This window comes from Candidatus Poribacteria bacterium (assembly GCA_021162805.1).
In the GTDB taxonomy this organism is placed as follows: domain Bacteria; phylum Poribacteria; class WGA-4E; order B28-G17; family B28-G17; genus JAGGXZ01.
This window is the reverse complement of sequence record JAGGXZ010000185.1, coordinates 39,814-62,742: the sequence shown is the minus strand read 5'-3', so window position 1 is coordinate 62,742 and position 22,929 is coordinate 39,814. Positions and strand designations below refer to the sequence as shown.

At 51.7% G+C, this 22,929-nt stretch carries 19 protein-coding genes; 10 read left to right on the top strand and 9 right to left on the bottom strand.

Annotated elements, in window-relative coordinates:
• Positions 1-2: 2 nt before the first annotated feature.
• On the bottom strand, positions 3-947 hold the full coding sequence (locus tag J7M22_14995) for a PD40 domain-containing protein (GenBank protein MCD6507913.1): 945 nt from the start codon (positions 945-947) through the stop codon (positions 3-5).
• Positions 948-1,080: 133 nt separating this feature from the next.
• On the opposite strand from J7M22_14995, the gene J7M22_14990 reads away from it, so the two are divergent.
• Entirely contained in the window at positions 1,081-3,264 is a 2,184-nt protein-coding gene (locus J7M22_14990; protein ID MCD6507912.1) for a tetratricopeptide repeat protein, read from the top strand.
• A 298-nt stretch (positions 3,265-3,562) separates the two neighbouring features.
• On the opposite strand, the gene J7M22_14985 is transcribed toward J7M22_14990, so the two are convergent.
• Positions 3,563-5,014 (bottom strand): hypothetical protein, encoded by a 1,452-nt coding sequence (locus J7M22_14985; GenBank protein MCD6507911.1) that lies wholly within the window; start codon positions 5,012-5,014, stop codon positions 3,563-3,565.
• A 265-nt stretch (positions 5,015-5,279) separates the two neighbouring features.
• On the opposite strand from J7M22_14985, the gene J7M22_14980 reads away from it, so the two are divergent.
• From J7M22_14980 to J7M22_14955, 6 genes are all read left to right on the top strand, one after another.
• Positions 5,280-6,122 carry an MBL fold metallo-hydrolase gene (locus tag J7M22_14980; protein ID MCD6507910.1) on the top strand — a complete coding sequence of 281 codons (843 nt, stop codon included), beginning with the start codon at positions 5,280-5,282 and terminating at the stop codon, positions 6,120-6,122.
• 101 nt (positions 6,123-6,223) lie between these two features.
• A complete protein-coding gene (locus J7M22_14975; GenBank protein MCD6507909.1) occupies positions 6,224-6,616 on the top strand; it encodes a hypothetical protein in 393 nt (130 codons plus the stop codon).
• A complete protein-coding gene (locus tag J7M22_14970) occupies positions 6,613-8,385 on the top strand; it encodes an MBL fold metallo-hydrolase (protein MCD6507908.1) in 1,773 nt (590 codons plus the stop codon). Before J7M22_14975 ends, J7M22_14970 begins: the two co-directional genes overlap by 4 nt.
• Positions 8,386-8,398: 13 nt before the next feature.
• Positions 8,399-10,360, top strand: a complete 1,962-nt coding sequence (locus J7M22_14965; GenBank protein MCD6507907.1) for a PAS domain S-box protein — start codon at positions 8,399-8,401, stop codon at positions 10,358-10,360.
• Entirely contained in the window at positions 10,344-12,314 is a 1,971-nt protein-coding gene (locus tag J7M22_14960; GenBank protein MCD6507906.1) for a DEAD/DEAH box helicase, read from the top strand. Before J7M22_14965 ends, J7M22_14960 begins: the two co-directional genes overlap by 17 nt.
• Positions 12,315-13,064 carry a sulfite exporter TauE/SafE family protein gene (locus J7M22_14955; GenBank protein MCD6507905.1) on the top strand — a complete coding sequence of 250 codons (750 nt, stop codon included), beginning with the start codon at positions 12,315-12,317 and terminating at the stop codon, positions 13,062-13,064.
• Positions 13,065-13,073: 9 nt separating this feature from the next.
• On the opposite strand, the gene J7M22_14950 is transcribed toward J7M22_14955, so the two are convergent.
• From J7M22_14950 to J7M22_14930, 5 genes are all read right to left on the bottom strand, one after another.
• Positions 13,074-13,697, bottom strand: coding sequence for an isoprenylcysteine carboxylmethyltransferase family protein (locus tag J7M22_14950; protein ID MCD6507904.1), 624 nt, complete (start codon positions 13,695-13,697; stop codon positions 13,074-13,076).
• Positions 13,679-14,137 (bottom strand): hypothetical protein, encoded by a 459-nt coding sequence (locus J7M22_14945; protein ID MCD6507903.1) that lies wholly within the window; start codon positions 14,135-14,137, stop codon positions 13,679-13,681. Before J7M22_14945 ends, J7M22_14950 begins: the two co-directional genes overlap by 19 nt.
• Before the next feature lie 11 nt (positions 14,138-14,148).
• Entirely contained in the window at positions 14,149-15,456 is a 1,308-nt protein-coding gene (locus tag J7M22_14940) for a phenylacetic acid degradation protein (GenBank protein MCD6507902.1), read from the bottom strand.
• Positions 15,457-15,497: 41 nt separating this feature from the next.
• Positions 15,498-16,604, bottom strand: a complete 1,107-nt coding sequence (locus J7M22_14935; protein ID MCD6507901.1) for an ABC transporter ATP-binding protein — start codon at positions 16,602-16,604, stop codon at positions 15,498-15,500.
• Positions 16,605-16,743: 139 nt separating this feature from the next.
• Positions 16,744-17,487, bottom strand: coding sequence for a hypothetical protein (locus tag J7M22_14930; protein MCD6507900.1), 744 nt, complete (start codon positions 17,485-17,487; stop codon positions 16,744-16,746).
• 550 nt (positions 17,488-18,037) lie between these two features.
• Here J7M22_14930 and J7M22_14925 point away from each other — a divergent pair.
• The 3 genes from J7M22_14925 to J7M22_14915 all read left to right on the top strand — a co-directional run bounded on the left by J7M22_14925 (position 18,038) and on the right by J7M22_14915 (position 20,578).
• A complete protein-coding gene (locus tag J7M22_14925) occupies positions 18,038-18,460 on the top strand; it encodes an Hsp20/alpha crystallin family protein (GenBank protein MCD6507899.1) in 423 nt (140 codons plus the stop codon).
• An 18-nt stretch (positions 18,461-18,478) separates the two neighbouring features.
• Positions 18,479-18,826, top strand: a complete 348-nt coding sequence (locus J7M22_14920) for an Hsp20/alpha crystallin family protein (GenBank protein MCD6507898.1) — start codon at positions 18,479-18,481, stop codon at positions 18,824-18,826.
• Positions 18,827-19,153: 327 nt separating this feature from the next.
• Complete coding sequence (locus J7M22_14915) at positions 19,154-20,578, top strand: DegQ family serine endoprotease (protein ID MCD6507897.1); 1,425 nt, start codon at positions 19,154-19,156, stop codon at positions 20,576-20,578.
• A gap of 78 nt (positions 20,579-20,656) precedes the next feature.
• Here J7M22_14915 and J7M22_14910 read toward each other — a convergent pair whose 3' ends face one another.
• Together J7M22_14910 and rseP are read right to left on the bottom strand one after the other, a co-directional pair.
• Positions 20,657-21,424, bottom strand: a complete 768-nt coding sequence (locus tag J7M22_14910) for a sugar phosphate isomerase/epimerase (protein MCD6507896.1) — start codon at positions 21,422-21,424, stop codon at positions 20,657-20,659.
• A gap of 178 nt (positions 21,425-21,602) precedes the next feature.
• Positions 21,603-22,928 carry an RIP metalloprotease RseP gene (gene rseP / locus J7M22_14905; GenBank protein MCD6507895.1) on the bottom strand — a complete coding sequence of 442 codons (1,326 nt, stop codon included), beginning with the start codon at positions 22,926-22,928 and terminating at the stop codon, positions 21,603-21,605.
• Position 22,929: the final 1 nt, after the last annotated feature.

Below are 22,929 nucleotides of genomic sequence, written 5' to 3'. Positions count from 1 at the left end.
AGCTAGATGGCGCGATACCCCCTTTCCGCTTCGGGAGATCCCGCTTTTATCTCTATGGTTTCCCTTTCCCATATCCTGATCCACCCCTCTCCGGAGGCGATGGCGAGCTGTTTTCCGTTCGGGTTTCTTCTTATCGCTATGATCCCCTTCTCATATCTACCCATCGTTTCGACTTCAATCTGATCCGTTATCCTCAGGTTCTTGAGCAATCCGCTCAAAGTTCCAAACAACAGGGATCTATCATCAAGGAACTCCAACGCCCCTATTTCGCTTTTCTCCTGCCAGAAGGCGTATTGGCTCAGCCTCGGCACCTTCCAGAGGCTCACAACCCCATCTCCTCCGCCTGTCGCCAGGATTTCACCCCGCGGGGAGAACCTGACGGTGAAAACGGAGGAGATATGACCTAGAATCGGCCTTGCCCTCTCTGAACTCAAATCCCACAACCATGCCGAGGCGAGATCTATATTCATAGCTATCCTCATAACCCCGATGGCCACCAGTAAATCTGAAGGGTGGAAATCCAGCGAGAAGACCATGCCGCTGGACAGTCTCACATCGCTTACCGGCGCACATCGGGGGAAGGCCCATGCTTTCACCCTGCCGTTATCCCCTCCGGCGACCAGCAGTTCCCCATCCCGGCTGAAGGCAACGGCGCCAATTCCTCCCAGTCCGGAATCGAAAGAGGTGCTACTGACCTGTGTGAGATACCTAAGGTTAAGATGCCAGATCTTCACCTCACCGTTGTTCAGCCCGGCAACCAGATGCTTGCCATCCGGATGAAAGCTGAGGGCGTTCACCCTGCTCTCACACTCCAGCGATTCCAAATGAGAGCTCGGATTTACACGCCACAGCCTCACGCTCCCATCACTGGCGCCTGAGGCAAGATAACGGCCATCAGGACTGAAAGTTATACATGTAACTCCGCTATGATATATCTCATCAAGCATTTTAAGCTCCGTGATGTTCTCACTAGAGAATAACGACGCAGTATGCAAATCTTTGCACACCTCCTCTACGGTAACCTGGAGAGGGGTAAGGGACGTTTATCACTTCGAACTCAATCCATCTGGAGGAGATAGTATGGGGCGCAGGTCCATCTCGATCGCCGCAGCGATCATGATTTTAACACTTGTGACCTCCCTTGCCTTCACGATCGGTGGAGGAGATATGGAAAGGGAGATATCCAAATACAGAAAGATCGTCAACAGGGATCCGAGGAACTTCAAGCTACATAGAGAGCTTATCTTAAAATACAAGAGGAACGGCATGATCGAAGTTCCGCTTGCAGTATACGAAAAAGCATATGAGAGACATCCCGAAATCCCCGTCGTAGCCTATTCGCTCGGCTTAACCTATCTGGTGAGCGGCGACAAATCCAGGCTTGGCAAAGCGCGGGATTTCCTTGAAAAGGCGAATCAAGGCTTGGAATCCCCCTGGATTAAACTCGCCCTCGGCGAGGTTTACTCCGCCCTAGGAGATGATCAAAAGGCCATCTCGATCTGGCAGGAGATCATACCTTCTGATATCGAAGAGGTGTATCTCGATCTCATAAGGAAATATATCGATAGAAGGGATTTCGAGTCAGCACTGCGGTATTGCGATGAACTTGTGGGGAAAAGGCCTAATTCTCCGGTCGCCCATTACATGAGGGGAGTCGTTCTTTATAACATGGCCGATCTGAAAAACGCCCAGATAGAGCTTGAAAGATCAATCAAGCTGAATTACAGGCTCGCCGACGCCTATTACAGGCTAGGGCAGATTTATGCCATGCAGGATAAGCCCGGCGAGGCGATCAAGATGTATAAGCTGGGCAGGAGATATGATCCGAAAAATGCCGATGCCAGATATGAGCTGGCATCGATCTTCATGGAGAAGGGAAAGGAGAAATACGCCGTGGCCGCTATCAGAAGCGCCTTGGCGGTCGATCCGAATAACAGGGAGTTCGTATCGATGCTGAAAGGAGCGGACTATGAGAGGGCAGCTCGCGTGCTCGATCGATACCTGAGGGAAAATCCTGATGATCAGGGAGTAAGGTTCATACTCGCTAAGCTGAGAGTTAAACTGGGAGATGTGCTCGCCGCTCGAAGGGAGCTGGAGGAGGTATCACGTAAGATCCCCGGAATCAGCCCGTTGCGCAAGGAGGTGCACATCGAGCTCGGAAGGATCTATGAGAAGGAAAACCCTCAAAAGGCGGTTCTGGAATACAAACGAGCTGAGGAGCTAGGCGGGGTTCAAATGGAGCTCTTGCAAAAGCTCCTCAAGACATACCGCAAAGAGGGTAACGAGGAGAAGTTCGTCGAGACGGCGGAGAAACTCCTGAACCTCGATCCCCAAAACGCCGGGCTTGAATATGAACTGGGGTTGATTTACGAAAAACGAGCTGAGACGGCACACAAGCTCGGGGATGATAAAGGGTATAAAAGGAACGTCGAGAGGGCACTCAAACATCTCTCTAACGCCGCCAAAATCGACAACTCCAATCTCAGGTATAACTTAAAGCTGGCCGAACTGCTTGAAAGACAGCATAAGATGAAGGCTTTTAGGATCTACTCGGATATGATAGATTACTATCCCGATAACGCCGATCTGTATTACAGGCGAGCGAGGTTCATGTTGAACTTCGGCGTAGGCCCTCAATCGGCGCTGATCTTCGACATGGAGGATATCATCTCCGATCTTCAAAAGGCCATCCAGTTGGACCCGAATCACGCCGGAGCACACAGACTTCTGGGAAAGGTATACGACCGGGAGGGAGATGTCAAAAAGGCCATGGAGGAATTCGAAAAGGCGTTGAAGTTCGATCCGAGGGATGTCGAGGCGATGTTATATCTGGCAGGCAGATATTCCGAGATGGGCAAGATTGAGGCCGCTATACCGCTTTATGAAAAGGCATTGGCGATCGATCCGGATAACCTTGACGCCATCAAGGATTATGCCTTCCTGGTTCTGGCCAACGATGAGAAGAGGCTCCCGAAGGCCCATAGGTTTCTAGAACGAGCTTACCGAATAGCGCCGAACGACCCGCTTATAGTGATGAACTACGGATACTCCTTCTATCTGATGGGCAATCCTCAAACGGCAATAGGCTATTATCTTAAGGCGCTGAAACTGGATCCAACCTCAGTTCTGACCAGATATAATTTAGCTCTGGCATATGAAGCGGTGGGCGAAGTGGAAAAGGCGGATCAGATGTGGCGTGAGATCCTCAAACTTGATCCCAAAAGCAGATACGCGAAGGTGGCGAGGGAAAGGTTGAAGAGATAAAATCGCCCATATTATCATTGCGTTCAAATTCCCTTTGAGTGTAGCGGTTATCACCGATAGGAGACAGGAGGCAGGAAACAGGGGAGACAGGGTGACAAGGAGACAAGGGGACAAGGAGAGGAAAGAGACGTATACGGTTATCTATGAGGAGGAACGAGGAGAAGGGGAATCCGTTGCACGTTCAACGTTTAACGTTGTAACGTTTTCTGACCTCTCAGATCTCTGCTACACTTAACGATAATTATGAGCGAGGGAGAATTCCCCTGGTCTCCCCCTCTCCCCGTCCCCTTGTCATATTTCACCTCCTTATTCTCGATCTGATCCTATCCCGCCTTGAGCTTCCCTCATCCTTTTTATCCTTATCTTTATCCTCGTCCTCATCTTTTTTCTTTTCCTCTTCCTCCCTGTTACGGCTGCTGCTTGCCTGAGATCGAGAGTTTCTGGGCGGTTCGCTTCTCCGTGTTGATATGCGGGATCGGATCGATGAGCTTCGAGTACGGGCGGATGAAGGAGGTGAGGATCTGCTCTCCTGAGAGCGGCTTCTTATTCTAACTTCAGTTCTGGGGACGATTATATGTGTGGTGCTGGGAGTCGTTCTGGACCACCTGATCGATGTCCTGGTCCGATACCGTGAATCGGTGGGATGTGTGGTTCTTATCCGCGTGCGACTTGCTGAGCTTTGTCCTTCACGGATTCTATAGCGCGTTATCGTCTCCCTTATCCTGTTTCGCACCTCAGCTATCCTGTTTCTCTCCCTATCGGGGGATCTTCTGACGATTATGTACTCCTTTCTTATCCTCTCGTCCTCCGGCGTCCATGGTCTGATCCTAGCCCTGACCCCTCCGGCGTGAATTCTGACCCGCGCTTTTGGATCGTCGTAATATATCTCGCTCCATCTACGATACCAGTAATATCTAGGATACATAGCGTAGTATCTGCGCAGGTAATCTCCATATCTGAATCTGATGCTGAGGTAGAACCTGTCATACGCCGGATATATCCATCTGATGTAGTATCCGTAGTCGGTCAGATAGTAGCAAGGGCCATCGTAGAAGTAAATGTAAGTGTAGTAATACCACGGTTTCCACTCATAAACCCTGTAGTATCTGTTGATCACCTTAACCTCCGGCAGCCATCTATAGGATTCGACGACGATATAGTCTACGTCCAGCATCATCCCATCATCCACCACTATATGCATCTCCATCACGCCATCGTTCACATGTTCGGCTGCCGGTATCCTTATCGTTTCGGATCGTCTGTTGGCTCTCAGGAGAAAGGTATCGCCATATAGCGTGTCATCCTCCTCATATTTTCGCCTGAGCCTCTCCCGCTCGTAGTTTCTGATCCAGACTCTTCCGGCGATCTCATCTGTGCCGTCGAATTCAACCCTTCCTCCTTCACCTCGATAGTAGACCTTGATCTTTATATATTGGGTTCCACGCGGGATGTGGAAGTAGTAGATTGCGCTTGCGAGGCTGAAGTCGAAATCTCCTTCCCCTTCCGTCTCGAAATCGGTCGACCATCCCGTAAGCCTGACGCCATCGGGGAAGATGGGACTTGCCGTTATGGTTGCACTGCCGCGTTCTATCCAGTCATCTACTTCCGCGCCGTCCCGGTGCTCGCGGCCGATCATGTTCGAATACACATCGTCATAGTCATATCTGAATTCATAACCGATCGACCAGTCCGCCTGTGAGATCGAAACGGCTAACAATAGGATCAGCAAACCCAGGGCTGGGGCTTTCATCCTCATCACCTCCCGGATTTAATTGGCGGGCGGAATCTTCAGCGATTCATCGCCCGCCCTCGCGCTCCCTGTGCGATTCATAATATAAGCAACTTCAATGCCAAACTTGAACGTAGGTATCTGAGGGCTCGGTTGACAGGCGAGTTGCGCTGCTGATACTTACCCGTTGCGCAAATGATATAATGTAGATAATACGAGCAATATGATATAATCCTAAGGGAAACCGCAACTGTCAGAGGGAAGGAAGAAGATAGAGGAGGTAGATATGAAAGTAACGGTGATATCCGAAAATACGGCCTGGGGCCGATTGATAGCCGAGCACGGTTTTTCCGTTCTGATCGAACCTGAGGGGGACGAACCCCTGCTCTTCGACACGGGACAGGGCATGGCGCTCCGGTATAACGCCCCTCTTCTCGGTATAGATCTCTCAAGGATAAACAAGGTGGCGATAAGCCATGGCCATTATGACCACACCGGTGGGCTGGGATATCTGATCTCCATACCCCGCCGTCAGCCCCTGCAGATATATCTGCATCCCAACGCTTTAGGTGAAAAGCTGGCCAGAAATAGGGCGATGGAGTACAGATACATAGGTATGACCGATCATCCTGGAATCCTGAGGTTCGGCAGAGCTTTCCTGATGATGAACACCGAACCCGTTGAAGTCGGCGACGGGATCAGCCTCACAGGTGAAATTCCGCGCAGATGCGATTTTGAACCTATCTCGAAGGAGTTCTTCGAGCTCAGGGTGCCGGATCTTACGATGAGTGAGGATCATCTGACGGATGACCAGTCGCTTATCGTAGATCTCGGTTCCGAATCCGCCCTCATATCGGGATGTGCTCACGCGGGGATAATCAATACCCTGGAGTATACCGCCGAGCTAACGGGGAAAACACCCTCGATCGTCATCGGTGGGACTCATCTGATAGGAGCTTCCCAGGAGAGGATATCCAAGACCGTGAAGCGCTTCAGGGAGATAGGGGTGCGGAAGGTCGTCTTGGGCCATTGCACCGGGTGGGAAGCGATGAGAGCTTTCGAGAGGGAGTACGGTGAGGACTTCATCCCACTTCATGTCGGTCTGAGGCTGGATTTGGGGAGTCTTTAGTAGGCTTTCAGCCGGACTTGACAAAGGGCCTGTGGTGTGGTAAATTTCCCCCAAAGATTCTGAGATATCTTTTCAGCTCTCCCGCGTCCGGAGTATCAGAGATGTTGGAACTGACAAAACAGAGGCTTAAACCCACCTATGATGATGCCGGAGTGTATCTGAAAGTGGTGGAGCTTCTGTCCAAGGGGGATGTGGTCAAAGCCATGATGGAGCTTTTTATACGAGATGCGGCTTCGCTTTGGAGGAACGACACCTCAAAGCTCAGAATGATCAAGCTGCTCAACGTCATGGAAGCGGCGGGGATTCTACTTAAAAATAAGCTCATACATGAGGATCTGATGTTCGGGTCGATTCCCGTACATCATCTGTGGGATAAAGCGAGGCCGATTGTCGAGGAGATCAGGCGGCAGACAGGGATATCCAGCCTCTACTCCTCCTTTGAGGAGATGGCCGAGTCCGCCAGAAGATGGGTGGAGGACGGTGATGCAAGATGAGCCTGTCCGAGGTCCTGCCCAATTTATTTATGTTTGAGGATTGCTGTAACGTCTATCTGATCCGATCAGGGGAAAGCGGATTGGCGGTGGATTTCGGCAGCGGTAGGATATTAGGTCATCTGGATCGGATCGGCGTCAGGCGCTTGGAATGGATCGTTCACACCCATCACCATAGGGATCAATGCCAGGGGGACGAGCCGATCGAAGAGGCGGGGTGCAGGATCGCCGTGCCGGAGTATGAAAGACATCTCTTCGATGAGGCGGAGGAGTTCTGGCAGAACAAGCAGATATACATCAACTATGATCTCCGATCGACCTTCATGACCCTGCCCAGAAACCTCCCCACAGACGTAGGATTGAGCGACGGCGACATCTTCGATTGGGAGGGGATTCAACTTCGGGTTATTCACACCCCGGCCCATACAGAGGGATCGATATCCCTCCTGGCCGAGATAGGTGGGAGAAGGGTCTTGTTCTGTGGGGATATAATTCACTCGCCCGGCGAGATCCTCAATTTCTATGACCTCCAATGGGAATATTGCCACACCGTCGGGCTGAAAAGCGCCATTCAGACCTTCCGAAGGCTTATGGAAGAGGATATCGATCTGATCCTCCCGTCACACGGCAGACCGATTCACAACCCAGCTAAAGCGATCGGCATACTGCTCGAGAGGCTCCAGAAGCTTGATGAGATTGTGGACTGGCGATCGATCAATCAGCCCAGATCGGGAAGAGGACTCCAGAGGGTTACACCTCATATCCTGGTGGATAACGACTCCACATCTTTCTTCGTCCTCTCCCCCCAGGGCGGCAGAGCTTTCATGGTGGACTGCGGCTACTTCAACTTCGATAAGATCTCCATCCTTCGCGAGCGGTTTGGGGTGAGGAAGATAGACTTCGTCATCGTCAGCCATTTTCACGACGATCACGTGGCGGGAATAAACAGGCTGCGGGAGGAGTTCGGGGCGGAGCTATACCTTCACGAAAGCATGGTGGATATATTCCTCAATCCCTCAAGATATAATCTGCCCTGTCTCTGGCCCGATCCCATACCTGTGGACAGGATCATAAAGGATGAGGAGGTGATAGACTGGCAGGGGCTAAAACTGCTTGCCTTTCATATGCCCGGACAGACCGATTATTCGATGGGCCTCTTCGGGGAGATCGACGGTATCAGGGCCCTTTTTGAAGGGGATAACATCCCCACCCCTAAGCCGGGCTGTGAAATGCGAGGTCAGGTGTGCTGTCGAAATCATCTTTGGCTGGATGGGGGTTTCCTCAAAAGCGCAAAGAAGATGATGGAGCTCAACCCCCAATTGATGCTCACATCGCACTGGGATCCGTTTGAGGTGAACGAGGAGGATCTGAGAAAACACCTTAATTGGGCCAGAAGACTCAGGGATGTTCTCCATGAACTGCTGCCGTATGAAAATCCCCAGTTCGGTGTCGATCCCGATTGGGTATGTATCTATCCATATCAGTCGGAGGTGAGCCCGGGCGGCAGGGTGGAGCTCGAGGTGGCCGTTCGGAATCACTTTCCCTATCCCGCATCCTGCGAGATCAGGATGTCCTTGCCCGATGGGTGGAGGAGCTCCCCTGAAAAAGCCAAGCTGGATATCCAGCCTAACTCCATTGAGAGGGCCATCTTTTCGATAGATCCCCCCGAACGCGCACAGTCCAAGAGATATATATGCTGTGCAGACGTGATATTCAACGACAAATACTACGGTCAGCTTAAGGAGGCGATCGTACAGGTTAAAACAGGGTAAAGAGGTTTTCATGATGAAAAGTCAAACAAGATATGAGTTTTTGATTCAAACCATTCAAGCTATATCTTCGATTTTGGACCCGTCAGGCATCCTGAAAAGGCTCACCGATAACGTCAAGTCCTTCTTCGGTGCGGATGGATTGGAGCTTCTTGTCGTTGCAGGCGCGGAAGATGAGATGAACTTCTGGAACGATAAGAGGATCCCTCATCTCAAAGTGATCTCCGAGGATGATATCGGGGCGATCCCGGAGATCGAGCGGATTATACGAGGTCAAGAGGTGACGATCGTAAGGGTCGAGAGCGCGGATGATCTATCCGAAGGGATGAGGGAGCTTATCGGCGGGATGTCGACCGTTACGGTTTTGGGTCTTCCCGTGATACGGGACGGGTCCGGAGTCGGCGCGGGGATCGCCTATTTTAAAGGCGATAGGGGAATCGATCAGGATGACCTCCTTCTTCTGAGGACCACCGTCAACCTCGCTGGCAACCTCGTCCTCAATGCTCTCGCGCATCAGAGGGTGAAGGAGATAGGCGAAAGATACAGAACCCTGGTGGAACATATCGGCGCGGGGATGGTTATAATTCAGGACAATATGATCAAATTCGCCAACGACACCATGGTGGAGCTATCGGGTTATACTAAGGAGGAGTTATACTCCAAACCCTTCTATGAGCTCATCTCACATCGGGATAGAAGGAGGATGCTTAAGAGCTATAGCAAGAGGCTTAAGGGTGAGAACGCGCCGGAGACATATGGTTTTTGGGGGATAAGAAAGGACGGCAAGGAGATCTACGTCGAGGGGATATACTCCATCGTTCCTTACGGCGGCAGGAATGCGGTTGTGGCCGTTATCCGCGATGCGACCAGGGACCTGGAACTTCGACAGGAGCTTGAGAGGGCCTCCAAACTGGAAGGGCTCGCCGTGCTCTCAGGCGGCATCGCCCATAATTTCAACAACTTGTTGACGGGCATAATGGGCAACGCGACGCTTATAAAGCTCAACGTCGAGCCTCACGATCCGATTCATCGCCGCGCCGCCGTCATCGAAACCCTATCTGAAAGGGGGGCGAGACTGGTCAACCGATTGCTCATGTTCGCTCAAAGAATCGGGGAGGAGAAAAGGGTGACCGAGCTCAATCGGTTTGTGGAGGAGAAGATCGTTTCCCTAAGAGGTGATCTCACTCCGGAAAACGTCCAGTTGAACTTCATCCCCTCAGCCGATCCGCTCACGGTCAGAGTAGCTCCCGGAGCGTTCGGCACAGCCATCCAATGCCTGATCGAAAACTCAGTTGAGGCGATGCCGAATGGCGGTAAGATCGACGTCTTGCTGAAAAGGCAGGGCGATTACGCCGTTATATCAGTCAGTGACACGGGCAGTGGGATACCACATGACAGGCTCGATAGACTTTTCGATCCTTTCTATACCACTAAGGATCCGAGCGAGGGAGCAGGGCTGGGGTTGGCAATGGTCTATGGGATCGCCAACGAACATGACGGTTACGTGCGGGTGGAAAACGGTCCTGAATCAGGTTCAACTTTCAGCATATATCTGCCAATAGTCGAAGGAGTTGAGCCGATCAAGCGGAAGGAAGAGGATGTGATCCTCATCGTGGAAGAGGCCCCGCTCGTCAGGGAAATGCTGAAACACATGTTGAGCGAATATGGATACTCCACCGTCGAGGTCGGAAATTTCCACGAAGCAATAAGAATGATCGATGAGCTCGGTGATAGGATGAAACTTATCATACTTGATCTGACGATCTCAGGGATGGAACGCAGCATGGTGACCTTCGAGATCTTCAGAAACAGAAGTCCGAAGGCGAAGATCATAGGCACCTCCTCCGAATCGAGCGATGAGAGGATTATGGAGTATGGTGCGGCCGGGTTCCTGCTTAAACCGTTCGGGCTCAATCAACTCATAGCGATGGTGGAGAACGCCTTGAAACTAGGAGGAACCGGTGGATCTCAGGGATGAGACGATCTCGATCCTCGCCCCCGGTGGGGTGATCTCCCGGAAGCTGCCCGGGTATGAGGATCGACCGCAGCAGATCGAGATGGCCGAGGCGGTCGCTGAGGCGTTTTGTCAGGGCGGGCATCTGGTTGTGGAGGCGGGCACAGGTGTGGGCAAGAGTTTCGCCTATCTCATTCCCGCCATACTCTTCGCCACCGAGGCGAAAGAGCCTGTAGTTGTCTCTACCAACACGATAAGCCTTCAGGAACAGCTCATCGACAAGGATATACCCTTCCTCAGGGAGGCCCTTCCCTTGGATTTTACCGCCGTGCTCGTCAAGGGCAGGGGGAATTATGTATGTCTGAGGCGACTGAACATGGTCGCCACCAGCGAGAGAGGACTTTTTGAGACGCGAGATGAGGTGGAGGAATTTGACAGAATTCTGGAGTGGTCTAAGATCACATCCGACGGTAGCCTCGCCGATCTGCTTCCTAATCCGCCTGAATCCATCTGGTCGATGATCTGTTCTGAAAGCGACAACTGCCTCTCGTCCAAATGTGAGTTTTTCGGACGATGTTTCTATTACAGGGCTAGAGGAAAGGTTTTAGGAGCCGATATCATTGTGGTCAATCATCATTTACTCCTCAGCGATTATGTGCTGCGCAAGATGAACATCGGCATCACTGTGCTTCCGGATTATCAGCATCTGATAATCGACGAGGCACATAACCTGGAGTCGATCGCTACGGCCCATATCGGAAGAGAGGTGACAAACTGGAGGGTGAAACGCCTGCTGGACGGCCTCTACCGTCCGCCTAGGCGGAGCGGCCATCCCGGCGGCGTGCTGGTGAGAATGGGAGCGGTTGAGCATATTCCTCTTGTGGAGGAGGCCAGACGAAGCGCCGAGATCTTCTTCGATCTCCTCTCAAAGTGGCTCGATGAAAACGAAACCATGGCCATAGAGAGGGAGGGGTTTCTGCCGAATCTCCTGGAGGAGCCTATCCTAAAACTCGAAGAGCTGCTCAGGGATTTAAGGAAAAGAGCTAAGGACGAAAGCGAAGAGATGGAGATCACGGCCTTTATACGAAGATGCCACAAACTGAGGGACGACCTAGATGATATTCTCTCGCTGGGCACCGAGGGTTATGTCTACTGGGTTGAGAGGACCGGGAGAAGATTCGCCAACCTTTCCCTGAACGCCGCTCCGATAACCGTAGCCGATGAGCTGAGGGAGGATTTCTTTTCGAACATGCGGACGATCGTGGCTACCAGCGCGACCCTCGCCGTCAACGGCAGCTTCGATTTCTTCAAAGGACGAGTTGGTTTGGAAGATGCGAGGGAGCTGCTTATCGGATCGCCGTTTGATTATCAAAAACAGGTTACCCTCTACCTCCATCCCGATATGCCCGATCCCAGAGATGAATCCTTCCTCGACGCTGCCACCGCATGGATAGCCGAATACCTGCAGATCACACATGGCAAAGCCTTCGTGCTCTTCACCAGCTATAGCATGATGAAAGCGGTTTTCGAAAGGCTCGACCCTCTTTTGGAGAAGATGGGGATATCCGCCTTCAAACAGGGTGATGGTCTGCCGCGGTCGGAGATGTTGAAGTTATTCCGGGAGGATACGGATTCCGTCATCTTCGGAACAGCCAGCTTCTGGGAGGGAGTCGATGTACGGGGGGAGGCGCTCTCAAATGTGATCATCGTCAAGCTTCCCTTCTCGGTGCCGGATCATCCCATTATTCAGGCGAGACTAGAGCAGATCGAGAAACGAGGCGGAAATCCCTTCTATGATTACTCCCTTCCCGAAGCGGTGCTGAGGCTAAAACAGGGATTCGGCAGGCTGATCAGGACCAAGACGGACAGGGGCATCGTGGTGATCCTGGATCCTAGAGTGCTGACTAAAAGCTACGGCAAAACCTTTCTAAATTCCCTCCCGAGATGTAGGGTGATGATAAAAGGACAAATAAAATAGATGCTTAAGACGATCGTTACAGTGATAGCAACAATCTTCATAGGCATCTCAAAAGCCGGATTCGGAGGAGGCACGGGAATCGTAGCCACCCCACTCCTGGCGATGGTTATGACCGCAAGAGAGGCGATCGGGTTGATGCTGCCGTTGTTGGTTATGACCGATATCCTATCGATGCTCTATTACTGGAGGAGGTGGGATACGCCGAACGTGATCGCCCTGATCCCGGGGGCGATCGTAGGGATAATGCTCGGCGGCACCGTGCTGAAGGACATGCCGGAGATGTGGCTTAAAAGGATAATCGGGGTTATCGCCCTGCTTTTCGTCCTCGCTCAATTCCGGCGTAATCTCAGATCCAGAGAAGGAGATAAGGAGGGCGGGAGGGAAATCAGGCACAGATACCTGAAAGGGCTTGCGGCCGGAGTGGGAGCAGGTATAACCTCAACTCTCGCCCATATCGGCGGAGTGGTGGTCTCGATGTATCTGCTGCCGCAGAGATTGTCGAATAGAGCATATGTGGGGACAACCACGGCGGTCTTCTTCATCATAAACGCCACAAAGGTTCCGGTGTATTTCAAACTGGATATACTTAACGGCCAGATCCTTCGCGACGATCTGCTCTTCCTACCCCTCCTGGGAATGGGGGTCCTATCGGGTATATTCCTCAACAGGAGAATCTCAAAGAGGACGTTCTCCTATATCATATTGATCCTCGTCCTCATCTCGGGAACGAAGTTGCTGATCAAGGGATGAATAAGATGTTCATCCCTTATATCTATTGAGCGGCATTTTCCCCGTGATGAGCTCATAGAGGGGGTATCTCGCCGATAGAAAGATCAAAACGGCCAAGAGGGTTATCCCGATGAGTGTTTGTCTCTCGCTTTTGACCGCCCTGCGCAAGGAGAAATCGTGGTTCGACCTATGAAGGTAGGGCGTCGCCCTGAAGAGAAACCTCGGCACGTTCTGCAGGTATCTCTCATACCTCCATCCGAACTCCTTCAGCAGATATTCTTCCTCAGCGCGGACGATCAGCCAATACTGCAGTGGGAACCAGATCGCCGAGAGAAGCATGAGCAGCCTGAGATTCGACATGACGGAGAAACCGAAGGCGATGAGGATGTTTCCGATGTAAATCGGGTTGCGCGTGTAGGCATATGGCCCGGCCGTAACCAAATCCCTTGCAGCTCCAAGTGATCTGGCTCTCGTCCTCGCCCCGGCGTATCCAACAGACCATATCCGCATGGATTCCCCCGCCATTACAAACATCAGGCCTATCGCTATGGAAGCGAACCCTGCTTTGGAGAGGAAAACCGCCAGAGCTATAAACGGAATTGGAGTGTAGCCTCTTACCCTGAAGAGGATCCTACCTATGCGTTCGGCCTCCATAGATACTTCCTCACCATCACCTCTATAAAAGCCATCCCTCCTAGAAGGAGCCAGCTCAACTTTGAATTTCTCGATGTCATATCATCGAATCCCCCTGTTACAGGGTGCCAGGGCAGAATTCGAATCTCGTTGTAGTAGATCAGCTCATCCAAAACGTATGCCGCTCCCCATATCCTGATCGATGTCAGGGGAATAAGCCAGAGGATGAGCCCCTCTATCATATGATGCCATCCGAAGTGTATGATCCCAAGGCGGATAGCGATCACATAGTAAAGAGCAATCGGGACGCCGATCAGATTGATCCAGGGCGTCCCGATGAAATCATCCCGCATGAGTTGCGGTGGTATCCTCAGGAACTTCGCCTCAAGGAGGTGAAGAAGCGCTAGAGTCAAATAGGAACCGTAGATGAAAGCCGGTATGGCTGGGGGTTCAGGCAGCATTTCACCCCGTCTTATTTCCCCGCCTTTTTAAAAATAGCCACCTGGGTTGAAAGGAAAAACTGCTTGCCGTCACCCGTGCGATAGATCGCCTCACCGAACATAGCGGCGTATCCATCCTGCGGCCTTTCGAGCTCAAACCTATACGTTTTATTCCCGCCCTTTGACATCGGGATACTTTCCCACTTGGCATCCCTGAAATCTCTCGTCGGGGATTTGGCGACCCATGCCTGAACGAGAGTGGGTTTCTCCCCATGTGAAACCACGTGGAGGATAACCTTATCTTTCGTGTCATCGAACTCCCATTTCAAATCAGGAAATCTCAATTCTCCGGCTGTCTTGAGGAAAAAGCAGATTATATCGCTTAAAACCCTGTTTCTATCCTCAAGGCCGTGACCGGAGTTGGGGTCATATAGGATATATTTCTCCCCAATCAGATCTTTCCAATATATATTTAAGGCATCGAGCGGCCAGTATCTATCATTGGTGCCGATGATTATGAGCTTGGGAACGGTAATTCTCCCCCGGTGACGGTAGGGATCGACCAGATCCTGGAGTTTATCGGCGAGACCGCCCATCTTCCCCCCGACCAACATCTGTGGGAGTTCCCTTCGGGTATAGTCGTCTATCTGCTCGCTGAAGTCACCCCAGGCCTCAATCTGATGTTCCATCTGCGCCTCAAGGTTGAGGTTATCGTAAACCATAGGTGCGATGGCCTTGACGCGTTTATCCACAGCAGCGCTCAGCCACGTCGTCCATCCCCTTTTCGAGGCCCCCGTCACAACGAATCCCGTCACCTTCATCCCGAGTTCCTTTTCGGCCAGCTCCTGGACGGCATCCATGGCCTTAACGGCGCTTTTAGCCATCGGCAGAAGCAGCGGCCAGGTTTCATCCTGAGTCTCCAGGAACTTCGCGAACGTATAGGAGATCAGCTCATCCTCTTTCAATCCGCCGAATAACGGTTGATATGGGACATCGTGAAGCACAGCGACAGGAGCTTTGATGGCCATGGCGATCATCTTCCCATACCCAAGCTCCTCATCTCCCTTGCCGCTGCCTGTTATAAAGAGCAAGGCAAGCGTTGACTTTTGGGCATTCGGAGGGACAACCACCCTCAGGGAATGCCGCCAGGTGATTCCCTGCCAGATCTGAGAGGTGAGTTTCAGATCGTACAACTTAACGCCTAAACCGAGATCGGACTGTGACTCGATCTCCCACTTATAGGCCCCGTCATCCGTATTCACATATGAGAAGAGATCGCTCCATGAGACGGCGCCGAACGATAGAGTCAACACCAAGAAAGGCACGGTCAACCTTCTCATGCTTTACCTCCGTGGATTACTTAGAACGCCCCCATTACAAGTCATTTGTTGTCATCAATCTCCATGGGGAGGAAGACGATATCGACGGGAGAAACCTCGGCCATGAGCTCATCGCCTGGTTTCCTCCCGACGCCTCCGGGATTGTGGACGATGACTTTCATTTTTTGTTTACCCGCTGCCAGAACCTCGTATTCTTCGACCTCGCCCAAATATGTCAGGGATAGGACTTTAACGGGAAACAGGTTGGTCGCTCTTTTATCCCGGACGGAATCCAGATCGAAGAGGGTGATGGATTCAGGTCTGATCGAGCAAAGCACCTTTTCGCCGGGATTTATTTTCAGATAGAGATCGGAGGTTTGAAGTTTGCCTATTGGGGTTTCAGCGACGGCGTTCCCGGTTCGATCTTTGTCGATCAGCTCGCCGACGATGAAGTTTATCTCGCCAATGAAATCAGCGACGAACCTGTTTATCGGCCTTGTGTAGACCTCACGGGGAGTGCCAACCTGGATGATCCTTCCGTCACGCATTACGGCCAGCCTTTCAGCCATCGAGAGCGCCTCTTTCTGGTCATGAGTCACGTAGATGGTGGTGACGTTCGATTCGGAATGTATCCTTTTGATCTCGCCTCGCATCTCGAGCCTGAGCTTGGCATCCAGATTGCTAAGGGGTTCATCAAGGAGGAGCACATCCGGCCTTATAACCAAAGCCCTGGCAAGCGCTATCCTCTGCTGCTGTCCTCCGGAGAGCTGGTTGGCGTTCCTGTCGGCATATTCGGTCATATGCACGATCTGAAGCGCCTCGAAGACCATCTTTCTGCGTTGCTCCTTGGGGATCTTCCTCACGGAAAGCCCATATTCGACGTTCTGATACACCGTCATGTGCGGCCAGAGGGCGTAGTTCTGAAACACCATACCTGTATTGCGCTTATGAGGTGGAACGTCGTTCATCAATCTGTCGTCGAAATATATCTCCCCCTCATCTGGCCGATAAAACCCCGCAATTGTCCTCAGACAGGTAGTCTTGCCACATCCCGAGGGGCCGAGAAGGAAAAAGAGTTCACCGGCGTTGATCGAAAGGTTTATTCTCTCCAGAACCCTATTTCGATCGAAATACTTGCTGACGTTAATCAAACGGACGCTAACCGGCAATTTCAGCCTCCAAGATTAGGTCTCACCGAGTATGATGAGGAGCTGAGGATTAACATCCGCAGTCGGCTGTCCGCGATCCACCGTTATTTTACTGCGGATCGCGGACAGTGGACGGCAGACGAATAGAACACTGATAAGCTCAAAAATCCCTGAACCCATGTTGGGCCGATGCGGTGGTGGCCGGGTTTTTTATCAGCCCCCAGGTCGTCGCGAGTTTGTCCTTCGCCTCAACGGCAATGGGACGCTTGGTGCCTGAATATATGATTATGTCGTTGAAATAGATTTCGAAGTTCGTCCCTCCATCTACATAGTTCGAGACGATTATGGTGTCAAGCTGATCCCCGATGTTACCTCTGAACTTTACACCCGTTGCCACCTCCTTATCGTCATATATCAAATCCCATTTGTTCTTATCCATATTGATCACATATTTGAACGTGTGCCATTCCTCATCCTTTATCTGTTCTCCCTCCTTCCATGCACCTCCGTCGTTATATGTAAAACCGCCGCCCGGATGCATGGCGACGCAGACACCGTTAAACGGCTGATCGCCGTGTGACCCTATGATGTAGAGTATCTCGACATCGCCGCCTGAACTTCCTTTCTTCCTCAGAAAACTATACTCGACTGAGAACACCCCTTTTTTCTGGGCATCGAAGTTCAACTTGGCCCCCGACCCCGATCCCTGATCGATTATATGGAGGCTTTTATCGGTGGAGGACGGGAAGGATGCTACCTCCAATTTGCCAACCGACAGCCATCCCTCCGGGATCTTGCCGGCGGGGATATCATCGAACCCTTCATAGAATATAACCTCATTGTTTTGGCCGTATAGGGGAAGGGCGGCCCCCAACGCCAAGAGCAAATATGCCGTCCATCTCATAATATCTCCCTCCTAAAGATTTCTTTACGGAATATTATAACACCTCACCGCCTCTCTGACAAACCGAAATTTCTGTGCTGTTTAAGAAGATATGGCAACACCCCGCTGCTTTATGATATCATTGAGGCGAATGTCAAACGATCTCCATCGGAGGTTAGACAATGAGAAGATCGGCTGCTTTCCTCCTCCTGATTCTCTACGGATCGGCCCACGCTCATGGGGAGGAGTTGACCTACGTAAGTTAACTGGTATTTCAAGGTGCGCGAGAAGAACCCCCCTTGGTTCGCCCGACGAGGGCACAAACAGATCCTGGCCGGATACTGGAGGCATAACTACTCCGATCTGGAGAGGTTCGCACAGGCCGTATGGGGCAGATGATGTCAAAATGGCAGACGTGCCATTATGACCGAACGGCTCGCGTCCGTAAAAAACCGGAGAAGGGATGCCAGGCGGTGTGTGATCCGATCCGAAACAGATGGCATACGGTTTGCATTAAGCTTAATGCGAATATCGGACGCAGCAGTAAACCCTGTGAAAGGAGGGATGAGGGATGAGATTTTCAACCTGGTGGGATCCGTTTGCCGAGATAGAGGCGCTTCAAAGGGCTGTAAACAGGCTTTTTGAGAATTTCGCCGGAAGAAACGAGGTGACATATCCCCCGGTGAACGTGTGCGATACCGGCGAAACCTATGTGGTTAAAGCTTGGATGCCGGGCGTTAGAAGGGAGGATATCAGCCTCAGCGTTATGGGCGATACCCTGACGATTCAGGGCGAGAAGAAAGAACCTGAGATCAAAGACGGAAACTTCTACAGGCGAGAGAGGAATTTCGGCAGATTTCACAAGGTGGTGGAGCTTCCGGCTGAGGTGAGCGCCGAAGGGGTAAAGGCGAAATACCAAGATGGGATACTCACCGTGATCCTTCCAAAGGCTGAATCGGCTAAACCAAGGCAGATCACCGTCGAGACCGAATGAGGAAAGGGGGTGAGTAAGATGACCGAAAAAAGGCTTTATGCGCCGGTCGATATCTGCGAGACCGATGATAAGATACTGCTTTGGGCCGAAATGCCCGGCGTTAAAAAGGAGGATGTGGAGATAAGAGTCGAAGGCAACGATCTGGAGATAATCGGACATCTCAAAGAGAGCGAAGAGGGGAAGTTCCTTCTAAATGAGTGCCCAAGAGAGGGGGATTACCACAGGGCCTTCACCCTTTCAGATGAGATAGATACAAGCAGTATAAAAGCTAAGTTGGTCGACGGCGTGCTGGAGCTGACCCTGCCCAAGAAAGAGCAGGCTAAACCGAGGGAGATACCGATTGAAGAAGTAGGGGAGACAGGGTGACAAGGAGAGGAAAGAGACGTACTGCGTAGGGCGTAAGTGAGAGTTAAGCAATTCGCTCTTATTTCCCTGGGTGTAGCGGTTATCCATGAGGAGGAACGAGGAGAAAGGAACTAGGAACGAGGAGATGAAAATCCTCGTTCCTCGCTCCTAGTTCCTTGTTCCTTTTTGCCCTGAGAAATAAGCACTTCTGACCTCTCAGATCTCTGCTACACTTAACTTAGCGATAATATGAGCGTATTCTAAAGGTATGGTCAACCGGTCGAACGTGAAGTTCGTAAATAGAAATTGATGTTGATATCGGAGATTTAAGCGAGGAGGTAGGTTGAAATGGTTCGGAACAGATCGGTGGCATTAGTTGTAGGGCTGATTTTCATCACGTTGATCGGCCCGATCGCCTGGGCACAGTTAACCGAGAAAGAGCAGCAGACGTTGTGGGAGGCCAATCGGATCTTCGTCAAGGTCGCTCGTATGGTCAAACCCTCCGTGGTAAATATAAGGACGGAAAAGGTGGTTCGGATTCCCTACGCCCCTTACCCGTTTTTCGATGATTTCTTCAAGCAGTTCTTCGACTGGGCGCCGCAGCTGCCTAGAGAGGAGCAGGAATTCGTCCAAAAGAGCCTCGGCTCGGGCGTGATCGTCTCAGATGACGGTTATATCCTAACTAACAATCACGTCATCAAAGACGCCGATAAGATATGGGTCTCGCTGCTGGACAACCGTAAGTTCAGGGCAAAGGTGGTGGGAACCGATCCTGAAACCGATGTAGCCGTTCTCAAAATAAAAGCCAAGGATCTGCCTGCTATCAAGATAGGCGATTCGGATAAGGTTCAGGAGGGGGAATGGGTCCTCGCCATAGGAAACCCCTTCGGGCTGGGATTCACGATCACCGCAGGGATAGTCAGCGCTAAGGCGCGAAGCTTGAGGGGACTAACGACATACGGTGATTTCATCCAGACCGATGCGGCCATCAACCCCGGCAATAGCGGCGGAGCTCTGGTCAACTTGAAAGGGGAGCTTATAGGCATAAACACGGCCATATATACCAAGAGCGGAGGATATCAGGGTATAGGTTTCGCCATCCCGATCAACCTCGCAAAACATGTCATGAACATGATTATCGAAAAGGGCGAGGTGGTCAGGGGATATCTCGGAGTTGAGATCCAAATGGTAGATGCCGATCTCGCGAAGAAATTCGGCATCGAAAAACCCATCGGAGTTCTGGTATCCAAAGTGTACAAGGATTCACCGGCCGAGAAGGCCGAATTGAAGGTGGGCGATCTCATCATCAAATATGACGGCAAGGAGGTGGAGAACCCCTCACATCTGCAGGCGATGGTTATCTCCACAGAGCCCGGCACTAAGGTCAAATTGGAGATCGTTCGAGGTAAAAAGCATAGGATCATCGAGGTCAAGGTAGGTAAGAGGCCATCTGAGAAGGAACTGGCAGCTAGAACTGAGAAGACGAGTTGGCTCGGAATCACCGTTCAGACCCTCACTCCGGATTTGGCCAGAAAGTTCGGATATGATGAAAACCTAAAAGGGGTTATAGTGATCGGCGTCGATCCCAAAGGGCCTGCCGCTGAAAAGGGGATCCAGCGCGGGGACGTCATAAGGGAGATGAACAACCGGGAGGTTAGCTCGATCAGAGATTACAGGAGAATACTGGAGAAGAGCAATCCCAAGGAAGGAGTGCTTCTCTGGATTCAGAGGAGAGAACACACCTTCTACGTGGCCATATATCCCAACGAATGATCGATGGTAACGAGGGGAGAGGAACCAGGAACAAAAGAAATTCGGAGTTACAGCTAGCTCCTGGCTCCTCTCTATCTCCTATTCCTGAAGTTCCTGCCACAGAGCTTTGTAATACCTCAACAGCCTGATAGCGCTATCCACATCCGGACATCCCGGTATCTCCGCCAGGGTAAATCCCTGATACCCTGATTCCTTGAGCAGCTTGAACAGTTCCTTCCACGGATAATCGGAGTAAAGCTCGTTTATATGCACCAGACCGATCCTACCCTTTACCAGATCGAAGTTCGGCTTTATAGTTCCATCCTCGGCGATATCGGTTCTGTTTGAGTTCCAGCATACAAGCACGTTATCGTGATCCGCCACGTCGAGTATCCTTCTTATATAGGGGATATGGGAGGTACCTCTTCCGTGAACCTCGAGTCTTATCTGAACGCCGTAATCGGCGGCGAATTCCCCCACTTCCCTCAGAGCAAGGCCGATCTGTTCCAGAGTTTTCTCGATCGGCACGCCATCGGGCAGATTGTTCGGTCTGACCTTCACGCCCGGCGCCCCGACATCGGCGGCGAGCTTGACATATTCCTTTGTCCCCTCGATGTTCCGTTTCAACTCATCCGGATCGGGCGAATGATATTCGAAAGCGCTTCCCAACCCGGCCAGCTCCACTGGCGAATCCTCGAACATCTTCCTGACCTTCCGTCGTTCCTCGGAGGACAACGTCACCTCGACGCCATGAGCGTGGGTAGTCCTCAACTCTACCCCTTCCAACCCAACGGTCTGACAGACCTTCAGGATCGTCTCCAGATCCCAATCTTTGGCTATGTTATACGTGACGATACCGAGCTTCATCCTGTTCCTCCTTCCGGTGAATTCGATTAAAGTTTAACACACCTGATCTCTGGATTCAATTGCTTATGGGGAGCGACTCATCGCCTTTCAAGAACCGCCCTTCAGGGGTCTCCCTCTCCTGAAAATCGGTCAGTTTCTCCGCGGGGAGCGGAAGGCCTTTCAAACAACAGGGATGGGCTCAGCTTATCATCCTGAGGATGTCGTTCCACGTGACGAGGATGAACAGGATTATAAGGAACAATATGCTGGCCTGCTGTATGATGAGCTGCTTCTTGGGGCTGAGCGGTTTGCCTCTCACCTTCTCAACGGCGAAGAAGAGGATCTGTCCGCCGTCGGCTATGGGGATAGGGAGGAGGTTAATGATGGCGATGTTGATGCTTATGAATCCCAATACGAAGAGGAATCCTGAAAACCCAACTCTGAAAACGCTGGCGGTTATCTCGATGATCCCAAGCGGACCGCTTACATATCTGGGTGAGATCTCATGTAGTATAAGTTTTTTCAGCACGACAAGTGTTTTATCCACCGTCAGGACGCTCTGTTTGATCCCCGCGCCGATCGCACGTATGGGATCATATCTGATCAGCTTGATCTCGCTTCCGAAGAACATCCCTCCCAGATCCTTTACCTCTCCGTTCTCGTCGAATTCCAGCTTCAGGCTTACGGTGAACCTCCTTCCATCTCGCTCAACCCCGAGCCTGATCGGTTCACTTGGGTTTCTCTCGGCCTCAGTGATGATCTCCATGAAATGTGTGATAGGCCTTCCGTTGACGGAGATGATCCTGTCTCCGGGCCGGATGCCGAGCTCGGAGGCGGGGCTTCCAGGCTGAACCTTTCGGACGACCGGATCTATCACCTGGACGATCCCCAATTTACCCACCTTGCCCATCTTCTCCTGCTTAAACTCCTCTGGGACAGCCCTGAGGGTGAGCACTTTTTCCCCACGGCGCACCTTTAAAGTTATCTCCTCCCCTGGATGGACGAGGATATTCTCCCTGACTTCATCCCAGCTTGAGGTTTTCTCGCCATTTATGGCGAGTATCACATCCCCGGGTCTAAGCCCTGCTTTTTCGGCCGGGGAATCAGGTAGGACGTATCCTATCTGCGTGCTCTGGTTCGTCTGAGGCATGCCGATCATATAGACGAGCGAAAAGGCCAATATCCCGAGCAGCACGTTCATGGCCGGTCCGGAGATGGCTATGAACATGCGTTTACCGATGGAGGCTGCCGCGAAGGAATCCGGATCCTCGTTCACCTTCATGTCCTTGCCCGGCCCTTCGCCCTTCATCTTGACGTATCCGCCGAAAGGCAGAAGCGAGATGCAATAGTCTGTCCCATCCCTTACCAATCCAAACAGCCTCGGGCCGAATCCGAGCGAGAACCTCTCGACCTTAACGCCCGATCGCTTGGCGGCTATAAAGTGGCCGAGCTCATGGATGAAGATTATGAACCCGAGCGATATAACGGCCACGACGAATACGTAAAGGTTAGAAAGCCATACCATC

Bases quoted from the DNA above. Each gene is read 5' to 3' on its own strand.
- J7M22_14945 (MCD6507903.1), bottom strand. From the start codon at position 14,137: ATGCTGCCTGAACCCCCAGCCATACCGGCTTTCATCTACGGTTCCTAT.
- J7M22_14940 (MCD6507902.1), bottom strand. From the start codon at position 15,456: ATGAGAAGGTTGACCGTGCCTTTCTTGGTGTTGACTCTATCGTTCGGC.
- J7M22_14995 (MCD6507913.1), bottom strand. From the start codon at position 947: ATGCTTGATGAGATATATCATAGCGGAGTTACATGTATAACTTTCAGT.
- J7M22_14980 (MCD6507910.1), top strand. From the start codon at position 5,280: ATGAAAGTAACGGTGATATCCGAAAATACGGCCTGGGGCCGATTGATA.
- J7M22_14925 (MCD6507899.1), top strand. From the start codon at position 18,038: ATGAGATTTTCAACCTGGTGGGATCCGTTTGCCGAGATAGAGGCGCTT.
- J7M22_14920 (MCD6507898.1), top strand. From the start codon at position 18,479: ATGACCGAAAAAAGGCTTTATGCGCCGGTCGATATCTGCGAGACCGAT.
- J7M22_14975 (MCD6507909.1), top strand. From the start codon at position 6,224: ATGTTGGAACTGACAAAACAGAGGCTTAAACCCACCTATGATGATGCC.
- J7M22_14930 (MCD6507900.1), bottom strand. From the start codon at position 17,487: ATGAGATGGACGGCATATTTGCTCTTGGCGTTGGGGGCCGCCCTTCCC.
- J7M22_14965 (MCD6507907.1), top strand. From the start codon at position 8,399: ATGAAAAGTCAAACAAGATATGAGTTTTTGATTCAAACCATTCAAGCT.
- J7M22_14955 (MCD6507905.1), top strand. From the start codon at position 12,315: ATGCTTAAGACGATCGTTACAGTGATAGCAACAATCTTCATAGGCATC.
- rseP (MCD6507895.1), bottom strand. From the start codon at position 22,928: ATGGTATGGCTTTCTAACCTTTACGTATTCGTCGTGGCCGTTATATCG.
- J7M22_14950 (MCD6507904.1), bottom strand. From the start codon at position 13,697: ATGGAGGCCGAACGCATAGGTAGGATCCTCTTCAGGGTAAGAGGCTAC.
- J7M22_14985 (MCD6507911.1), bottom strand. From the start codon at position 5,014: ATGAAAGCCCCAGCCCTGGGTTTGCTGATCCTATTGTTAGCCGTTTCG.
- J7M22_14910 (MCD6507896.1), bottom strand. From the start codon at position 21,424: ATGAAGCTCGGTATCGTCACGTATAACATAGCCAAAGATTGGGATCTG.
- J7M22_14915 (MCD6507897.1), top strand. From the start codon at position 19,154: ATGGTTCGGAACAGATCGGTGGCATTAGTTGTAGGGCTGATTTTCATC.
- J7M22_14990 (MCD6507912.1), top strand. From the start codon at position 1,081: ATGGGGCGCAGGTCCATCTCGATCGCCGCAGCGATCATGATTTTAACA.
- J7M22_14970 (MCD6507908.1), top strand. From the start codon at position 6,613: ATGAGCCTGTCCGAGGTCCTGCCCAATTTATTTATGTTTGAGGATTGC.